Genomic DNA, 14,234 nt, shown 5'->3' with positions numbered 1-14,234 from the left:
CCGACCCTGTCAAAGGGTCAAAACAGCAATGATGACAGCCGGTTTCGTGCTGCCACGCGCGTGCGTCGCTCGCACCGATGAGACCGAACAATTCCACGAGACGCTCGCGAACAGGAGCACGCTCGTCGGTCGGCATCGCAGCAAACAGGTCCAGGAGGCGCGCAAACGCATCTTCGACGTGGCCGCCGGAGATATCTAGATCGGCGACAGTGAACTGTGCCTCTGGATCGAGCGGCGCGGCGGCGGCGGCGGTACGTGCGTCTTGAAGATCAACGCCCTGCACGCGATTGAGCAGCCGCACTTGGCCAAGCCCGGCGCGGGCATCCTCATCACGAGGATTCTCGGCCAAAGCCTTCTCGTACGCGGTGATAGCCGTGACGAAGTCGCCGGCCTCGATCGCCGCAAACGCTTCGGCGTGCAGCGGGGGCAATTCGGGCTCTGGCTGCTGCTCCGGCTCGCCATCTTCCGGCACAGCGCCACCGACAGAGCCGGTAACACCATTTTGCGCTGCCATCTGCAACAGCTGGTCGAACACCTGACGCACCTGCTCTTCAGGAACCGCACCGGTGAACATCGGCACCGGCTGGCCCGCGACGAGCGCCACGACCATCGGGATCGACTGCGCGCGGAAGCTCTGAGCGAGCTGAGGATTCGCATCGACATCAACCTTGGCGAGCACGACGCGGCCACCGAGCTCGGTGACGACCTTCTCGAGGATGGGGCTGAGCTGCTTGCATGGGCCACACCACTCGGCCCAGAGGTCGACCACGATCGGAACCGTGCGTGAAAGCTCAAGGATCTGCCCGAACGTGGCATCTGTCACGTCGACAATGAAGCCGCCGGGCGCCGGTGTATCGCCGTCCTGTGGAGCAGAGACAGGATTCGCGGGTGCCGCAGGACGGTTGCGCAGGGTCGAAAGGTCGACAGCACCTCGAAGGGCGGCTGCGGAGATATCGCTCACTTGATCACTTCCACGTTAAGAATGTCTTGGTGCACTGCCAGAAGTCGAATCTGCGCAGTTGAACCCTGCGCAGGCACCGAGAAGAACAGCTGCAGGCCGTATGTGGTAACTACGCCCTTCGCGGCCTCCTCGACGCCCGTAAGAGTCTTTGCCTCGGCGTTGTCACCGAACTTGATCACGGCATCCGACGAGGTTGGGGCAATAGTTTCACTATCAATCATAGAGACCGCAACGATCGCACCGCTGTCGAGCGTCGCGAGAGCAACTGGCGGTGCGGCGCTCGGCGCAATATCGAAAGCCGCGCTCGAAGTCGTGGCTGCGCCGTTGTCGACGAGCGCTTGTACGACAGCATCTCGGCTGGCCGTGATCGAGGTGGCGAGGGTGATCGAAACGGGATCAAAAAGCCCGTAGTACGGGCTCTTCTCCGCCGAATCCACCACGTCAGCGAACGCCGCGGCGAGTTCGTTCGGCGCAAGCTCCAAGAACGCCGCGGCGTTCTCGGTGATGAGGCTCGTGCCGAGCCATGCGGGCGCAAGTTCGGGCACTTGCGAGGACGCCTGCATCTCGGCAACGTTGGTGACCTTGTACTCCGCCCACGGATCTTCCTGGGTCATGGTGAGGATGACGGGCGGAACCGTGTCGTCGTTTTTACTCTTCGTGAGTGCCAGCACTGTCCGGGGCCACGAGTCTGTCGCCTGTGGGAGCAGCACCTCGACGACATCGGTGGGGATCGTTGCGGGCAGCGCTCGATCTGTGAGCGTTGTGCGCAAGGTGTAATCAGTGCGCCGCGCATCGAGCGGGGCACCCTCGAGGCGGGTGCCCGCGAGGTCGATGTCGAGCGTCGTATCGGCTTCTTCTAACGTCGCTGCGATGTTCTGCAAGATGCGTGAGGCCTGAGCTTCGGTGACGGCCGGTGGCTTCTGATTCTCGGGAGTGATTACCGTCTGGGTCGGCGACGGCGTCGGCGAAGCTTCGCCCAGCTGGGGCCATGAGTCGCTTGAGCATCCTGCGAAAAGCAGTGCGGCAACGCCGAACGCTGGCAGAACCAACAGGCGACGTCGCGTGCTGAGAGCGCGGCGCTCCGCTTTGGGCGCGTCGTTCTCGGGTGATTCGATAGCACCACGGTCGGGAGCGTGCTCGAGCTGCATATCGATCGCTTCCGTCACCGGAAGAGGACCAGGGCCCTTACGCCGCGGGCCGCGGCCACGTCGCTGATGGCGAATAGCCAGTACATACATGACAATTCCGAACAGCAGAACTGCTATGCCCGCGGTGATGAGCGGTCCGACCCATGGCGTTGTGTCGTCCAAGGGCCATGAGACGACGATGTCGTCTGGTGCGTCTGCGGTGCCGTCTTTGGCGATGAGCACGCTCATGCCCTCTGGCAACTGCATGTCGGTGATGAGTTGGTCGGTTTCGCTGAATGAGTCGAGCCACAGATCAGACCCGCTGGGGTTACGCCCGGCATCGGCGGGCGCGTCGTCCGCAGTCGGCTTGACGAGCTTCGAAACAGTGCCGCCATCAGCGCTCGGCGTAATCGAGCTGTATGTCGCATCCGACAGCCACGCCTCAAGGTCAGCCGTGCGTCCGTAAGCTGCGAAAATATCGCCCTCGCCCCGGATGAGCAGCGTCTGCTGACCGGTGTGCTCACGAAGCACTGCCCCATCAACAAGCAGATAAGGTGCCGGATCCTCAACGGTTACCGCCACCTGTTGGGCGGAAGGGCCCTTAAAGATGGTTCGCTGAGCGATGCCTGCTCCGATGAGAAGCGTGGCCAGGACGAAGGCCACGACGGCCCAAACGAAACGCACGAAAAGTCTCCTTACGTGATCTGGACGCCTCGCCCAGATCTCCGCTCGACGTTTCAGACTATCGAAATCTCCTGTGTGTTGACTACGAGGGGTTTCGAGGAGTCTCTTTCGGCACGTCGTGGATGGCAGCTGCGTTCCGCCGACTACCCTGAGATCAGTCTTCTCGAGGAGAGCGCATGAAGGTCCATAACCCGTTCCGCACCGCCCTGGTGGCGACGCTTGGCGTGGGACTCGGAATTCTGCTCATCGGCAGCGTCGAGTCTTTGTCGACAGTTTTGCTGTATCTGGGAACAGCTCTGTTCATCAGTCTCGGACTTGATCCGGTCATCTCATTCTTCGAGCGCCGGAAACTTCCGCGCTGGCTCGCTGTCCTGGTCACGATTATGGGCGTGCTCGGCATCTTCGCCGGCATCATCCTGATCGTGCTGCCGATCATCATTGATCAGGTGAGCCAATTGGTCCGCCAGATCACACAGTTGGTCCAGAGCAGCAATGACATCTGGGGAGACCTGCGCAACTGGTTGGGCGATGTGTTCCCCGCGCTCGACATTGACCGCCTCCTCAACGAGGCGCAGACCTGGCTGCTGGCGAACATGGGCGACATTACCGGCGGCGTGATCAGCGCCAGCGTCGGCCTGGTGGCCGGGCTGTTCGGCGCATTCATTGTGCTGATCCTTACGATCTACCTCACTGCTTCTACACCGTCGCTAAAGCGCTCCGTGTACCAGCTGGTACCGGCATCCAAGCGTCCGCGCTTCGTCGATCTCGCTGAGCAGATCACCGACTCCGTCGGCTACTACGTGATGGGGCAGGTCACACTGGGTGTCATCAACGGTATTCTCAGCGCGATCTATCTGAGCATCATCGGCGCACCGTTCGCTGCTGTGCTTGCCGTCGTAGCGTTCTTCTTCTCTCTCATCCCATTGGTGGGAACTCTCACCGGCTCGACGATCATCGTGCTCGCGTGCCTCATCCCCGGACTCGGCTCCCCCGCCACCGCACTGGCGGCCGGGATCTACTACCTGATTTACATGCAGATCGAGGCGTATGTGATCTCTCCGCGCATCATGAGCCGCGCAGTCTCTGTTCCTGGCGCGGTGGTCGTGGTCGCAGCACTCGCCGGTGGCTCGCTACTTGGCCTGCTCGGTGCGCTCATCGCGATTCCCGTCGCAGCGAGCATCCTGATCATCTACCGTCAGGTGGTCATTCCGCGGATGAACGAGCGCTAAATTTCCATACTCATGCCATCCGCCAACAGTGCGTGTGCCAATGTCTGCGCGCGGCGAGATCGGCCGCATCGCCAAGCACTCCGTCTGCACGCCAGACAACGAGGTGCGCGGTGCCCGGCGTGACTGCGCCCCGGCATCCGGGGCAGATGTACTCCTTCTGTGCCTGCCGTGCCGAAATCGGCTGCACAGTCCACTCACGTCCTTGACGCGTCTCACCGCGCTTCCAGCCAGCGAGCAGGCGTTCGAAGGAATCGTCAGCGCCGGTGTTATCTTGGCGCCGTCTGTGAGGACGTGGCATGTCGAGGCATTACCACCAGTTGTTGTTGATCCAGAATTGGTAGGCGCCAGCCCAGCTGCCGTAGCGGCCAGTGGCATAGCCGTTCGCCCACCGGAGGTTGTCGACCGGATCGTAACCGTTGCCTGGCACCTTGCTGCACGGAAGTGCCTGCACGAGACCGCACGCGCCGGAAGAACTGTTGGTGGCGTTCGGGTTCCAGCCGCTCTCTTTAGAGACGACATAGTCGACGAAGCCCCAGTCGCTGGATGCAATACCTGCCGCAGCCATCCATTCAGCGGGAGCACCGCCGCCGGTGTAAAAAAGCGGTCCAGCGCTGCCACCGGAAGGCTCTGAAGAGGCGGCCTCTGGTTCCGGCTCAGGCTCGGGTGTAGGAGTGGGCGTAGGCGTCACGTAAACGCTGTAGCCACCACGCTGAACGGGAGTGATGCTCGCACCCTCGGCGGTGACGGTGAGATCTTGAGTGTCTTGCACGGCCAACGAGAACGCGGTCTCTACATCGGCTGTGGGCGGATCGGCCAGTGCCATACCCGTCGGCGCGACAATGGCGGCGGCAAAAGCGACCACAGCAAAAGCGGCAAGAACGCCGACCATGCTTCGACGCCGCGGACTGTGACCTGAGCGAGGCGCCCGTAATTTCGCGGGTGCGGAACCCACTGACTTCGAGGTCGCAGAGTTCGCTGACGCGGCAGCGTTGCCAGCGGAATTGATCTCGGTACCAGAAGTCACAATAACCCCAGTCTATCCGGGCGCACCTGAGATGACCATGGGAACAGTCAGCGGACGGCGAGGATCACATCGATTGTGGCGTCAAGAAGCGCATCGACCTGCTCTTCTCGGTACCCACGGCGCTGCATCCGGAAAGCGGCCGAGCGCAATTGCTCGACCGATAGCGCATCCCCATCGCGTAGGTAGCGCGCGATGCGCGCGGCGACGTGATCGACTTCATCGACCCGATAGCCGAACGAGAGAAAACCGGTCCGCGCGAACTTGTGTCGGCGTCCACGGGCAAGGTGGTCCAAGATGATCTGCGCTTCTGATCGTGCCTCGCCAACCCAGACCTCTGCACCCGCTTCACGCACGACACGCTCCCGCTCACGCGCTGCGAAGGCGTCCTCGATTCGTCCGAGCGCGGCGTCGACCTCGTCGATGCTGTAGCCGCCCTTGACCAGTGGGAACGATGCAACACGTACGTCGGTGGCGGAGAGTTCGTCCACGTCATTTTCGAAACTCTCACGTGCTGCAGCGAGGAAGGTGTCGACCGCGGCGCGGTGGTAGCCGCGTGTTCTGCCGCTGGTCACGCTGAACGCGTGGCGCGTCTCATCCTGTTCGATGTCAGTCACATCACTCACCGTATCCGAAGTCATCAGAGCACTGCCCAGGGCGACAGCAAGAAGTAAAGGGCCAACGCGGGGATGGTCGACGGGAGAATGCTGTCTACCCGATCAAGAAGCCCGCCATGGCCCGGCAACCACGAACTCATGTCTTTGACGCCGATGTCGCGCTTGATCATCGACTCGCCGAGGTCGCCAAGAGTTGCTGACAGCAAAATCGCGGCGCCAAAGATGACGCCGGCCCACCAGGGCAGCTCAAGCAGGAACAGGGCCAGGAGAACTCCGGCTGCAATCGCTGCGACCACTCCGCCTGCAAAGCCTTCCCAGGTCTTTTTCGGGCTGATACGAGGAGCCATGGGATGCTTGCCGAAAGCGAGCCCCGAAGCATATGCGCCGGTATCAGCGGCTACCGCGATTGCAACGAAACCGAGCACCCACCACTGGCCGCCCTCTTGGACGAGCAGCATAAGCGCGACGCTCGTGAGGAACGGCACGTACACCTGGACGAATCCGCCCACGAGCGCGTCGGTGAGCACATCGCCGTAGGTGCGCCCATCTTGCGCAAGCATCTGGGCGATGAGGCGCCACACGACGACGAAGGCAACTGCCGAGATCAGTGCGACCCAGCTCAACCACACGGGGGCGAAGTACCCGGCGAGAACCAGCGCTACACCTGCGATGACCTGCGGCACGATGTCGATGCGTCGACCCGAGGTGCGCAGCGCGCGAGAAAACTCGAAGATACCCAATACAGCAACGGCTAGTGCGATCAGCACGAACAGAGCCTTGATGAATAGCAGCGAGGCCAGCAGCACACCTCCGAATGCCAGTCCGACGAGGATCGCCAGAATCAGGTCGCGCCCGGTTCGTGCTTTGATCCGCTCGTTGGCCTGGTCGAGGTGCTCGCGTGCTTGGGTGACATGGCTCTCGAATTCTCCGCGCGCCTGACGTAACTGCTGCCGCATGAGCGCGGCCGGGTCGCCAGTGAGATCAGAGTTGACTGGCAACGGTGGGCGCGGAGGAACCAGCGCCTCGTCGACAATCGGGACTATCTCCACATTTGCGACTTCTGCTTCCGGGGTCGCGCCGTCGCGAGCCTCGCGCCGCGTCTGCGGTCGATTCTCGTCATCAGCTCCGGTTGCATCACTCATGCCGCATCACACCTCGAGAAGCTCGGTCTCTTTGCGCTTGAGTGCGTCATCGATGAAGTCGACGTGCTGACGCGTAAGAGCGTCCAATTCCTTTTCGGCGCGCGCGAGCTCATCTTCGCCGACATCACTCTTGAGCGTGTCGAGTTCGTCTTTGGCCTTGCGCCGGATGCCACGCACGTGAACCTTGGCGTCCTCAGCCTTGGTCCGCACGAGCTTGACGTACTCCTTGCGGCGCTCCTGGGTAAGTTCGGGCATGCTCACGCGAATGATGTTGCCGTCGTTCGTCGGGTTTGCACCGAGGTTGGGCATGTCACGAACGGCCTGCTCGATAGCCTTGAGCGCCGTTTTGTCGTAGGGCGTGATGATCAGCGAGCGTGCTTCTGGGTTTGCGAGCGACGCGAGCTGGGCCAGCGGGGTGGGTGTGCCGTAGTAATCGACCATCACCTTCTGGAAAAGCTGGGGGTTCGCGCGGCCAGTGCGGACCGTAGCGAAGTCCTCCTTGGCAGATTCGAACGCGCGCGTCATGCGAGTGGTGGTTTCAGCGAGGACATCCGCAATCACGGCGACTCCTATCGTCAGGGTGGTCTTTCGATTCTAACGGGGTGCGCATCCGCTCCCCTGGCACCGCGCTATCAGGCAGTGACGAGTGTGCCGATCGGGTCGCCGAGGAGCGCACGCGTGACGTTGCCGGCCGGTTCCATACCGAATACGCGCATGTCCATGTTGTTGTCCATGCACAGGCTAAACGCGGTGGAGTCGACGACTTTCAGACCACGCTGCAGCGCATCGAGATAGGTGACTTTCTCGATTCGAGTTGCCGACGGGTCTTTGTTGGGATCGGCAGTGTAGATCCCGTCGACGCCGTTCTTCGCGACGAGCACTTCCTCTGCACCGATCTCAAGCGCGCGCTGTGCGGCGACTGTGTCGGTAGAAAAATATGGCAAGCCGGCGCGCGCCGAATACGACAACGCGGCCCTTCTCCATGTGTCGCTCTGCGCGCAGCGGAATGTACGGCTCAGCGACCTGGGTCATCGAGATAGCGGACTGCACGCGCGTGGGTGCCCCGGCCTGCTCGAGGAAGTCCTGCAGTGCGAGAGCATTCATCACGGTTCCGAGCATGCCCATGTAGTCGGCACGCCCGCGGTCCATGCCGCGCTGACTGAGCTCGGCGCCCCGGAAGAAGTTGCCACCACCGACGACAATCGCGATCTCGACGCGGTCAACGGCTTGCGCGATCTCTCGTGCGATCTGGCTGACAACGTCAGGGTTCACGCCGAGCTGCCCGCCTCCGAATGCTTCGCCAGAGAGCTTGAGTAGGACGCGACGGCGTCGTGTGCGTTCAGTCATGGGTGTGAGATCCTCTCGTCCCGGTTCAAGATAGTGCCTTTTGGGCATGAAAAAGGGGTTCGGATCATTGCGGATCCGAACCCCTCCACAACTGCTACGCGCCGACCTTGAAGCGCGCGAAGTCCGTCACGGTGATACCGGCGTCCTTCGCCACCTGGGCGACGGAGAGTTTGTTGTCCTTGGCGTAGTCCTGCTCGAGCAGTGCGACCTGCTTGATGAACGCAGAGACACGGCCTTCGACGATCTTCGGCAGAGCGGCCTCAGGCTTGCCCTCGTTGCGGGAGATCTCAGTAACGATCTCGCGCTCCTTCTCGACGTCAGCTGCCGGAACGTCCTCGCGGGACAGGTACGACGGGTTGGCGAACGAGATGTGCTGAGCGATGCTGCGAGCGGTCTCTGCGTCGCCGCCTGTGTAGGCGACAACGACGCCGATCTGCGGCGGCAGGTCCTTGCTGGTGCGGTGCAGGTAGACCTCGAGCGAGTCGCCCGAGATCGTGCGAACCTGACGCAGCTCGACCTTCTCGCCGATGATCGCTGCCTCTTCCGAGATCAGCACACCGACGGTCTGGCTGCCAGCAGCGGCCGAGAGAGCCTCGTCAACCGTGTTTGCCTTGGCGGCAGCCACGGCGTCGGCGACCTTGTCAGCAAGCGCGATGAAGCGCTCGTTCTTCGCGACGAAGTCGGTCTCGCAAGCGAGCTCGATAATCGTGACGCTGCCAGCCTGCTCGCGAGCGACAATCAAGCCCTCGCTGGTAGAACGGTCAGCGCGCTTGGCGTTACCCTTCGCACCCTTGAGGCGGAGGAGTTCGACGGCCTTTTCACGGTCTCCGTCGGCCTCCTCGAGCGCCTTCTTCGTGTCGACCATTCCGGTGCCGAGTTGCTCGCGCAGCGCCTTGATGTCAGCGATGGTGAAGTTGGCCATGTGTGGTGGCTCCTTGCTTCGTGATGTGTGTGTAAGAGGGGTTACTTGGCTTCGGTAGCGTCAGCAGCCTCGGCCGGAGCCTCGGTCGCCTCGTCAGCCGGAGCCTCATCAGCCTTAGCCTTAGCGGGCTTGGCCTTGGCAGGCTTAGCTTCTTCAGCAGCCTTGGGCTCTTCAGCCTTGGGCTCTTCAGCAACCTCGGCGTCAGCAGCCTTGGTCTCTTCAGCGGCCGGCTCTTCAGCCTTGGTCTCTTCAGCAGCCTCAGCCGGAGCCTCGGCGGCGGCCTCAGTGGTCTCAGCAGGAGCCTGGAGCAGCTCCGCTTCCCACTCAGCCAGCGGCTCTGCCTCGCCCGAGTCGGGGTTGTGCTTCTGCTGGAGGCCCTCGGCCGCTGCGTCAGCGATGATGCGGGTCAGCAGCGAGACGGAGCGGATCGCGTCGTCGTTGCCGGGGATCGGGTACTGGAAGTCATCCGGGTCAGCGTTCGTGTCGAGGATGCCGATCACCGGGATACCGAGCTTCTTAGCTTCGTCAATCGCAAGGTGCTCGCGCTTTGCATCGACAACCCAGAGCGCCGACGGCGTCTTGGTCAGGTTGCGGATACCACCGAGCGACTTGTGCAGCTTGTCGAGCTCACGCTTCTTGAGCAGGAGCTCCTTCTTGGTGAAGCCACTGTTGGCCGGCACCTCGTAGTCAAGCTCCTCGAGCTCCTTCATGCGTGCAAGACGCTTGGAGATCGTCTGGAAGTTGGTGAGGAGCCCACCGAGCCAGCGCTGGTTCACGAACGGCTGGCCAACGCGCGTTGCCTGCTCGGCGAGGATCTCCTGAGCCTGCTTCTTCGTACCGACGAAGAGGATGGTGCCACCGTGGGCAACCGTCTCCTTGACGAAGTCGTACGCGCTGTCGATGTAACCCAGCGACTGCTGCAGGTCAATGATGTGAATGCCGCTGCGCTCGGTCAGGATAAAGCGCTTGACTTTCGGGTTCCACCGACGGGTCTGGTGTCCGAAGTGCACGCCGCTGTCGAGCAGCTGGCGAATGGTGACCACAGCCATGGTCGTCTCCTGGTTCTGGCGCGTTGAGCGCCGTTGAGGTTATTTTGCCGGTCTGATGACCAGCAGTCCTAGTACCCGGCGCACTCCCACCCGCTCTTAGGAGCAGGACCTTCGGGAATGGATGCCGCGACTGAAGTCGCTCTGGGCACGCGTAGTCACCCCGATATTCGAGGTGCGACTCCCAGTGTACAGGATCATGCGGTGCCCAACCGGCCCTGCACAGCCATCGCAATGTCGCGTGTTCTCCACAGAGCTCGAGTATCGGAGAGCGCGATCGCAGCGATTGTTCCAGGATGATGCCATGCAAGTTTCCCGCGTTTCTCGAGTACGCATTATGCGCGTGCGCCGAGCGGTCGCGCTCCTCATTTTGCTCGGGTTTCTTTCGGGCGCTGCACTCCCCCCACCGAGCCTCGACACGCCATGGGCCTGGCCGGTCGACGGTTCGCGCCACGTCGTCACCCCGTTCCAAGCGCCCGCGCACGACTATGGCCCAGGACATCGCGGAATTGATCTGGCTGCGACAATCGGCAGTGTCGTGCATGCTCCGGCGGACGGCGTTGTGGCTTTTCGTGGTGTGGTGGTGGATCGTCCGCTCCTCACCATCGACCACGGTGAGGGGCTCGTGACCACATTTGAACCGGTGGACTCAACTCTCACCCCTGGCACAGTCGTCAGCGCCGGAGACGACATCGGCACGGTCGTGACTGGCGGACACTCCCCTGCGGATCAGCTACACCTCGGTGTTCGCTTCAACAGCGTTTACATCAATCCGATGCTGATGTTCGGCGACGTGCCACGTGCGATCCTGCTGCCTTGCTGTGAGGCGCTGGCAGTCACGCGCGCGGATGCGCCAGCCGGTAAGTCGCCGTGAGGCGCTCAGACGAGACGTGCGTGTAGATCTGGGTTGTTCCGAGGCTCGCGTGGCCGAGGATCTCCTGCACGGCACGAAGGTCTGCTCCGCCGTCCAGCAGGTGCGTGGCCGCAGAATGGCGCAGTGCGTGCGGTCCCACGGCATCCGCTCCAATGATCGGCCCGAGCGCTTTCGCCACCATCGTGTACACCGAACGCGGACCGAGCCGGCCTCCGCGCGCACCGAGGAACACACCGGGTGTCGCAAGTTCTGTACGTGCAACGAGCGCCGCGCGCCCACGCGTGAGGTACGCGCCGATCGCGTCGCGTGCAGGAATCCCGAATGGGACGACGCGTTCCTTCGACCCTTTTCCGAGGACGCGAACGGTCGCCCGATCCTGATCAAGGTCGTCAATGTCGATGCCGCACAATTCCGAAACGCGCATACCAGACGCATAGAGAAGTTCGAGAATCGCATGGTCGCGTAACGCGATGGCGTCGCCGGAGGCGGCCGCATCGCGGCGCGAGTCGAGCAGGGTACGCATGCCGTCCTGGGATGCCACGACCGGAAGTGTGCGACCGCGTTTAGGCGAAATGAGACGCAGGCTCGGGTCGACGCTGATCAGTTCTTCTTCCTTCGCCCACGCGAAGAATGAGCGTGCAGCCGCCGCACGCCGGGCAAGGGTAGAGCGTGCGTCTCCGCGTTGCGTCGAACGCCACAGCCAGTCGCGGAGCTGTTCGAGCTCGATCTTGTTCAACGGCACACTGCCCACGGTCTGAACAAGGTCTCGCAGGTCAGATCTATATGCACGAACCGTCGCCGGAGACAGTCGCCGCACCCGTTCCAGGTGGGTGGCGAACGCATCAGCCGCTACGGTCAGTTCCACCATTCCAGCATGCCCCGCGTGTTCCCTAGTGCGGATGCGCCTCGCCGCTGCGCCGTCTGTCGCCTGATCGACTCAGTCCACGGCAGCAAGACGCCAGCCGGCGCTCGTTCGTATGGCCGTTCCGTCTAGTGAGAGCAGGCCGAGCATCGCCGCGACACGTTCCTCAGAGAGACCAGCCGTGCGCGCGAGATCGCGCGGTGCACGCGCCGTCCGTGCGCTCAACGCATCGAGCACGCGAATTTGATCAGGGTCCCGCCGCTCCTCGGCCGTGACGTCCTTTGCATCTAGTCCGAGGAGCTCCCGAACTTCTTCCGCATTCGTGACACAACGCGCGTCGTACTCTCGCATCAGCCGGTGACAACCGGCGGAGGCAGCAGATGTCACCGGGCCCGGCACTGCGCCCAGCGGGCGCCCGAGCGCAGCCGCGTGGCCCGCGGTGTTGAGTGAACCGCTTCGCCACCCGGCCTCGACAACCACCGTCGCACCGCCCAACGCGGCGATGAGTCGGTTCCTCGAAAGAAACCTCCACTTTGTGGGGGCTGTGCCGCACGGCACCTCGCTGAGGACGGCACCGCCGCCGCGAATCTTCTCGAACAGCTGCTGGTGGCCGCTCGGATAGGCGCGATCCACACCGCCAGCCAGGAACGCCACAGTCGCACCGCCCACGCCAAGAGCCGCCCTGTGCGCCGTGCCGTCGATGCCATAGGCGCCGCCGGAGACGATGAGGGTTCCCGTCGCGGCCAGATCACCCGCGAGCTCCGAAGCCATGTGCTCGCCATACGGAGTCGCGGCCCGTGCTCCGACGATGGCGATTTCCCCGCGGTATTGCATCCGATGCAGGATCCGAGTCGTCGTCTGTGTCGGAAACACTATCGGTGCGTTCGATCTACCGCGCAACATTCCGCGGGGAAGTCTTGCGTCCATCCTCAGGGTTCGCGTTTAATGCATGATTAGAGCGTTATACGGATGGATTGGATTGTCGATGGGTCGGATTCCGCATGGTGCGTCGTCGTTGTATCTCGCGAGCGGGGTGTCGTTCCTTACGCCCACGAAGCCGTCTTTGACGCGATGCTCGAGGGGTGGCGGATGCAGCAGGTCGGTGGCCGCCGGCTCAGGGAGGACTCGGTGGCTCGGGCGCTGGGCGTGGTGCGGAGATTCGAGGCCTACGCCGGGAAGAAGCCGTGGGAGTGGTCGGCGGGAGACTTCGACGAGTGGATGACTCTGCTGGTGTCGCAGAGGCAGGTGGAGGCGTCGACGATCCGGTCGTATCAGGGTGCAGTCCGCACGTTCTGCAATTACGTCTGTTCGCCGCATTACGGCTGGGTCGCCGAGTGCATGGAGCGTTTCGGGACGCATCCGGTTCAGGTCTGTCATGAGTGGAACACGCTCGCGCACCTGCAGGACTACGAGGCAAGCCCGGCCGACGCCCGTTGACCAGGTCTGAGTTGCAGCGCCTCCTGGATCATGCGGATGCGGAGGTGTCGCGGTTGCTGGACGAGCACCGCAAGGGTGCGTTGCCGGCGTTCCGGGACGCGACACTCTTCAAGGTCGTCTACGCCTGGGGCATGCGCGCGAGCGAGGCGGTCGGGCTGGACATCACCGACTTCTACCGGAACCCGAAGGCACCGCAGTTCGGGGAGTTCGGGGTGATGCAGATCCGTCACGGGAAATCCTCGCGCGGCGGACCACCGAAGCGGCGCGCCGTCGTGACGTTGTTCGACTGGGCGGTCGACGCTCTCCAGGAGTATGTCGAGCAGGTGCGCCCACTGATGGTTCGTGACGGCTCGACGGCGCTCTGGCTGTCGGAACGCGGCACGAGGCTCCGCACTCGGGAGCTCGAGACGAGGTTCGCCACCTACCGGACAGCACTTGGCCTGGATGAGGTTCTGACGCCGCATGCGCTGCGTCATTCCTACGTGACGCATCTGATCGAGTCGGGCGTCGATCCCGCGTTCGTGCAACGCCAGGTCGGGCATCTGCATCAGTCGACGACGGCGATCTACACCGGGGTGAGCGCTGACTACATGAACACGATGATGAGTCAGGCGATTGAACGGACACGGCTGAGGCCGAGCGATGAGGAAGGAGCAGGGCGATGAGATTGATTGGGTTTGAGTGGAGGCTGCGGGAGGTGATGGCGGCGGCGGGGATGTTCTCCACGACGAAGCTGGTCCCGCTGTTGGAAGAGCGCGGTGTCTACTTGTCGACAAGTCAGGTCTACCGGCTCGCGGCGGAGAAGCCGGAGCGGATGAACATGCAGGCGCTGGTGGCGCTGCTGGACATCTTCGACTGCACGTTCGAGGAGCTCGCGCCCGCGTGTCCTCGGCGGCGCAGTCGCGGCGACCGGCACGGCCGACGCCGCGCCGGAGAAGGGCGACTCGGCGACGAAACGGCTCCGG

At 63.0% G+C, this 14,234-nt stretch carries 15 protein-coding genes and 2 pseudogenes; 5 read left to right on the top strand and 12 right to left on the bottom strand.

What is annotated here, in order from left to right:
- Positions 1–17 precede the first annotated feature (17 nt).
- Both DC31_RS08435 and DC31_RS08430 read right to left on the bottom strand, forming a co-directional pair.
- A pseudogene (locus DC31_RS08435) lies at positions 18–961 on the bottom strand (tetratricopeptide repeat protein).
- Positions 958–2,772: a hypothetical protein gene (locus DC31_RS08430; protein ID WP_051606637.1), complete on the bottom strand. Its 1,815-nt coding sequence runs from the start codon at positions 2,770–2,772 to the stop codon at positions 958–960. The pseudogene DC31_RS08435 and the gene DC31_RS08430 overlap by 4 nt, the downstream one beginning before the upstream one ends.
- A 176-nt stretch (positions 2,773–2,948) precedes the next feature.
- Between DC31_RS08430 and DC31_RS08425 the strand changes: the two genes are divergently transcribed.
- Entirely contained in the window at positions 2,949–4,001 is a 1,053-nt protein-coding gene (locus DC31_RS08425) for an AI-2E family transporter (protein ID WP_036278978.1), read from the top strand.
- Between the two features lie 10 nt (positions 4,002–4,011).
- On the opposite strand, the gene DC31_RS08420 is transcribed toward DC31_RS08425, so the two are convergent.
- The 8 genes and pseudogenes from DC31_RS08420 to rpsB all read right to left on the bottom strand — a co-directional run bounded on the left by DC31_RS08420 (position 4,012) and on the right by rpsB (position 10,099).
- On the bottom strand, positions 4,012–4,299 hold the full coding sequence (locus tag DC31_RS08420) for a hypothetical protein (protein ID WP_036278977.1): 288 nt from the start codon (positions 4,297–4,299) through the stop codon (positions 4,012–4,014).
- Between the two features lie 9 nt (positions 4,300–4,308).
- Positions 4,309–4,890 (bottom strand): transglycosylase SLT domain-containing protein, encoded by a 582-nt coding sequence (locus DC31_RS08415; protein WP_036278976.1) that lies wholly within the window; start codon positions 4,888–4,890, stop codon positions 4,309–4,311.
- Positions 4,891–5,072: 182 nt separating this feature from the next.
- Positions 5,073–5,639, bottom strand: a complete 567-nt coding sequence (locus DC31_RS08410; protein ID WP_235201417.1) for a DivIVA domain-containing protein — start codon at positions 5,637–5,639, stop codon at positions 5,073–5,075.
- Positions 5,640–5,662: 23 nt separating this feature from the next.
- A complete protein-coding gene (locus DC31_RS08405) occupies positions 5,663–6,781 on the bottom strand; it encodes a phosphatidate cytidylyltransferase (protein WP_036278972.1) in 1,119 nt (372 codons plus the stop codon).
- 6 nt (positions 6,782–6,787) lie between these two features.
- Complete coding sequence (gene frr, locus DC31_RS08400) at positions 6,788–7,342, bottom strand: ribosome recycling factor (protein ID WP_036278970.1); 555 nt, start codon at positions 7,340–7,342, stop codon at positions 6,788–6,790.
- Positions 7,343–7,413: 71 nt separating this feature from the next.
- Positions 7,414–8,128, bottom strand: a pseudogene (gene pyrH / locus DC31_RS08395) (UMP kinase).
- A gap of 94 nt (positions 8,129–8,222) precedes the next feature.
- Positions 8,223–9,050: a translation elongation factor Ts gene (tsf, locus tag DC31_RS08390; RefSeq protein ID WP_036278968.1), complete on the bottom strand. Its 828-nt coding sequence runs from the start codon at positions 9,048–9,050 to the stop codon at positions 8,223–8,225.
- 41 nt (positions 9,051–9,091) lie between these two features.
- A complete protein-coding gene (gene rpsB / locus DC31_RS08385) occupies positions 9,092–10,099 on the bottom strand; it encodes a 30S ribosomal protein S2 (protein WP_036278966.1) in 1,008 nt (335 codons plus the stop codon).
- A gap of 301 nt (positions 10,100–10,400) precedes the next feature.
- On the opposite strand from rpsB, the gene DC31_RS08380 reads away from it, so the two are divergent.
- Entirely contained in the window at positions 10,401–10,970 is a 570-nt protein-coding gene (locus DC31_RS08380) for a murein hydrolase activator EnvC family protein (RefSeq protein ID WP_051606634.1), read from the top strand.
- Here the strand turns inward: DC31_RS08380 and DC31_RS08375 are convergent.
- Both DC31_RS08375 and DC31_RS08370 read right to left on the bottom strand, forming a co-directional pair.
- A complete protein-coding gene (locus DC31_RS08375; RefSeq protein WP_200872891.1) occupies positions 10,933–11,838 on the bottom strand; it encodes a tyrosine recombinase XerC in 906 nt (301 codons plus the stop codon). The genes DC31_RS08380 and DC31_RS08375 overlap by 38 nt on opposite strands.
- A 69-nt stretch (positions 11,839–11,907) precedes the next feature.
- Positions 11,908–12,759 (bottom strand): DNA-processing protein DprA, encoded by an 852-nt coding sequence (locus tag DC31_RS08370; RefSeq protein WP_081813782.1) that lies wholly within the window; start codon positions 12,757–12,759, stop codon positions 11,908–11,910.
- A 42-nt stretch (positions 12,760–12,801) separates the two neighbouring features.
- On the opposite strand from DC31_RS08370, the gene DC31_RS19390 reads away from it, so the two are divergent.
- The 3 genes from DC31_RS19390 to DC31_RS08360 all read left to right on the top strand — a co-directional run.
- The gene (locus DC31_RS19390; RefSeq protein ID WP_235201415.1) at positions 12,802–13,269 is read left to right on the top strand and encodes a hypothetical protein; all 468 of its coding nucleotides are present in this window, start codon (positions 12,802–12,804) and stop codon (positions 13,267–13,269) included.
- A 44-nt stretch (positions 13,270–13,313) separates the two neighbouring features.
- Positions 13,314–13,934 carry a tyrosine-type recombinase/integrase gene (locus tag DC31_RS19385; protein ID WP_235201414.1) on the top strand — a complete coding sequence of 207 codons (621 nt, stop codon included), beginning with the start codon at positions 13,314–13,316 and terminating at the stop codon, positions 13,932–13,934.
- The coding region (locus DC31_RS08360; RefSeq protein WP_152545380.1) for a helix-turn-helix domain-containing protein at positions 13,931–14,234 on the top strand (304 nt) is incomplete at its 3' end. The genes DC31_RS19385 and DC31_RS08360, both read left to right, overlap by 4 nt.

Source organism: Microbacterium sp. CH12i (assembly GCF_000685355.1).
Classification (GTDB): Bacteria; Actinomycetota; Actinomycetes; order Actinomycetales; family Microbacteriaceae; genus Microbacterium.
The sequence above is the reverse complement of the archived record's forward strand: the minus strand, read 5'-3'. Positions and strand labels throughout refer to the sequence as shown.

What these genes read in the sequence shown, in the direction of transcription:
- DC31_RS08425 (WP_036278978.1), top strand. Translation starts at nt 2,949, where the DNA reads ATGAAGGTCCATAACCCGTTCCGCACCGCCCTGGTGGCGACGCTTGGC.
- DC31_RS08420 (WP_036278977.1), bottom strand. Translation starts at nt 4,299, where the DNA reads ATGCCACGTCCTCACAGACGGCGCCAAGATAACACCGGCGCTGACGAT.
- DC31_RS08415 (WP_036278976.1), bottom strand. Translation starts at nt 4,890, where the DNA reads ATGGTCGGCGTTCTTGCCGCTTTTGCTGTGGTCGCTTTTGCCGCCGCC.
- DC31_RS08405 (WP_036278972.1), bottom strand. Translation starts at nt 6,781, where the DNA reads ATGAGTGATGCAACCGGAGCTGATGACGAGAATCGACCGCAGACGCGG.
- tsf (WP_036278968.1), bottom strand. Translation starts at nt 9,050, where the DNA reads ATGGCCAACTTCACCATCGCTGACATCAAGGCGCTGCGCGAGCAACTC.
- rpsB (WP_036278966.1), bottom strand. Translation starts at nt 10,099, where the DNA reads ATGGCTGTGGTCACCATTCGCCAGCTGCTCGACAGCGGCGTGCACTTC.
- DC31_RS08380 (WP_051606634.1), top strand. Translation starts at nt 10,401, where the DNA reads ATGCAAGTTTCCCGCGTTTCTCGAGTACGCATTATGCGCGTGCGCCGA.
- DC31_RS08375 (WP_200872891.1), bottom strand. Translation starts at nt 11,838, where the DNA reads ATGGTGGAACTGACCGTAGCGGCTGATGCGTTCGCCACCCACCTGGAA.
- DC31_RS08370 (WP_081813782.1), bottom strand. Translation starts at nt 12,759, where the DNA reads ATGGACGCAAGACTTCCCCGCGGAATGTTGCGCGGTAGATCGAACGCA.
- DC31_RS19390 (WP_235201415.1), top strand. Translation starts at nt 12,802, where the DNA reads ATGGATTGGATTGTCGATGGGTCGGATTCCGCATGGTGCGTCGTCGTT.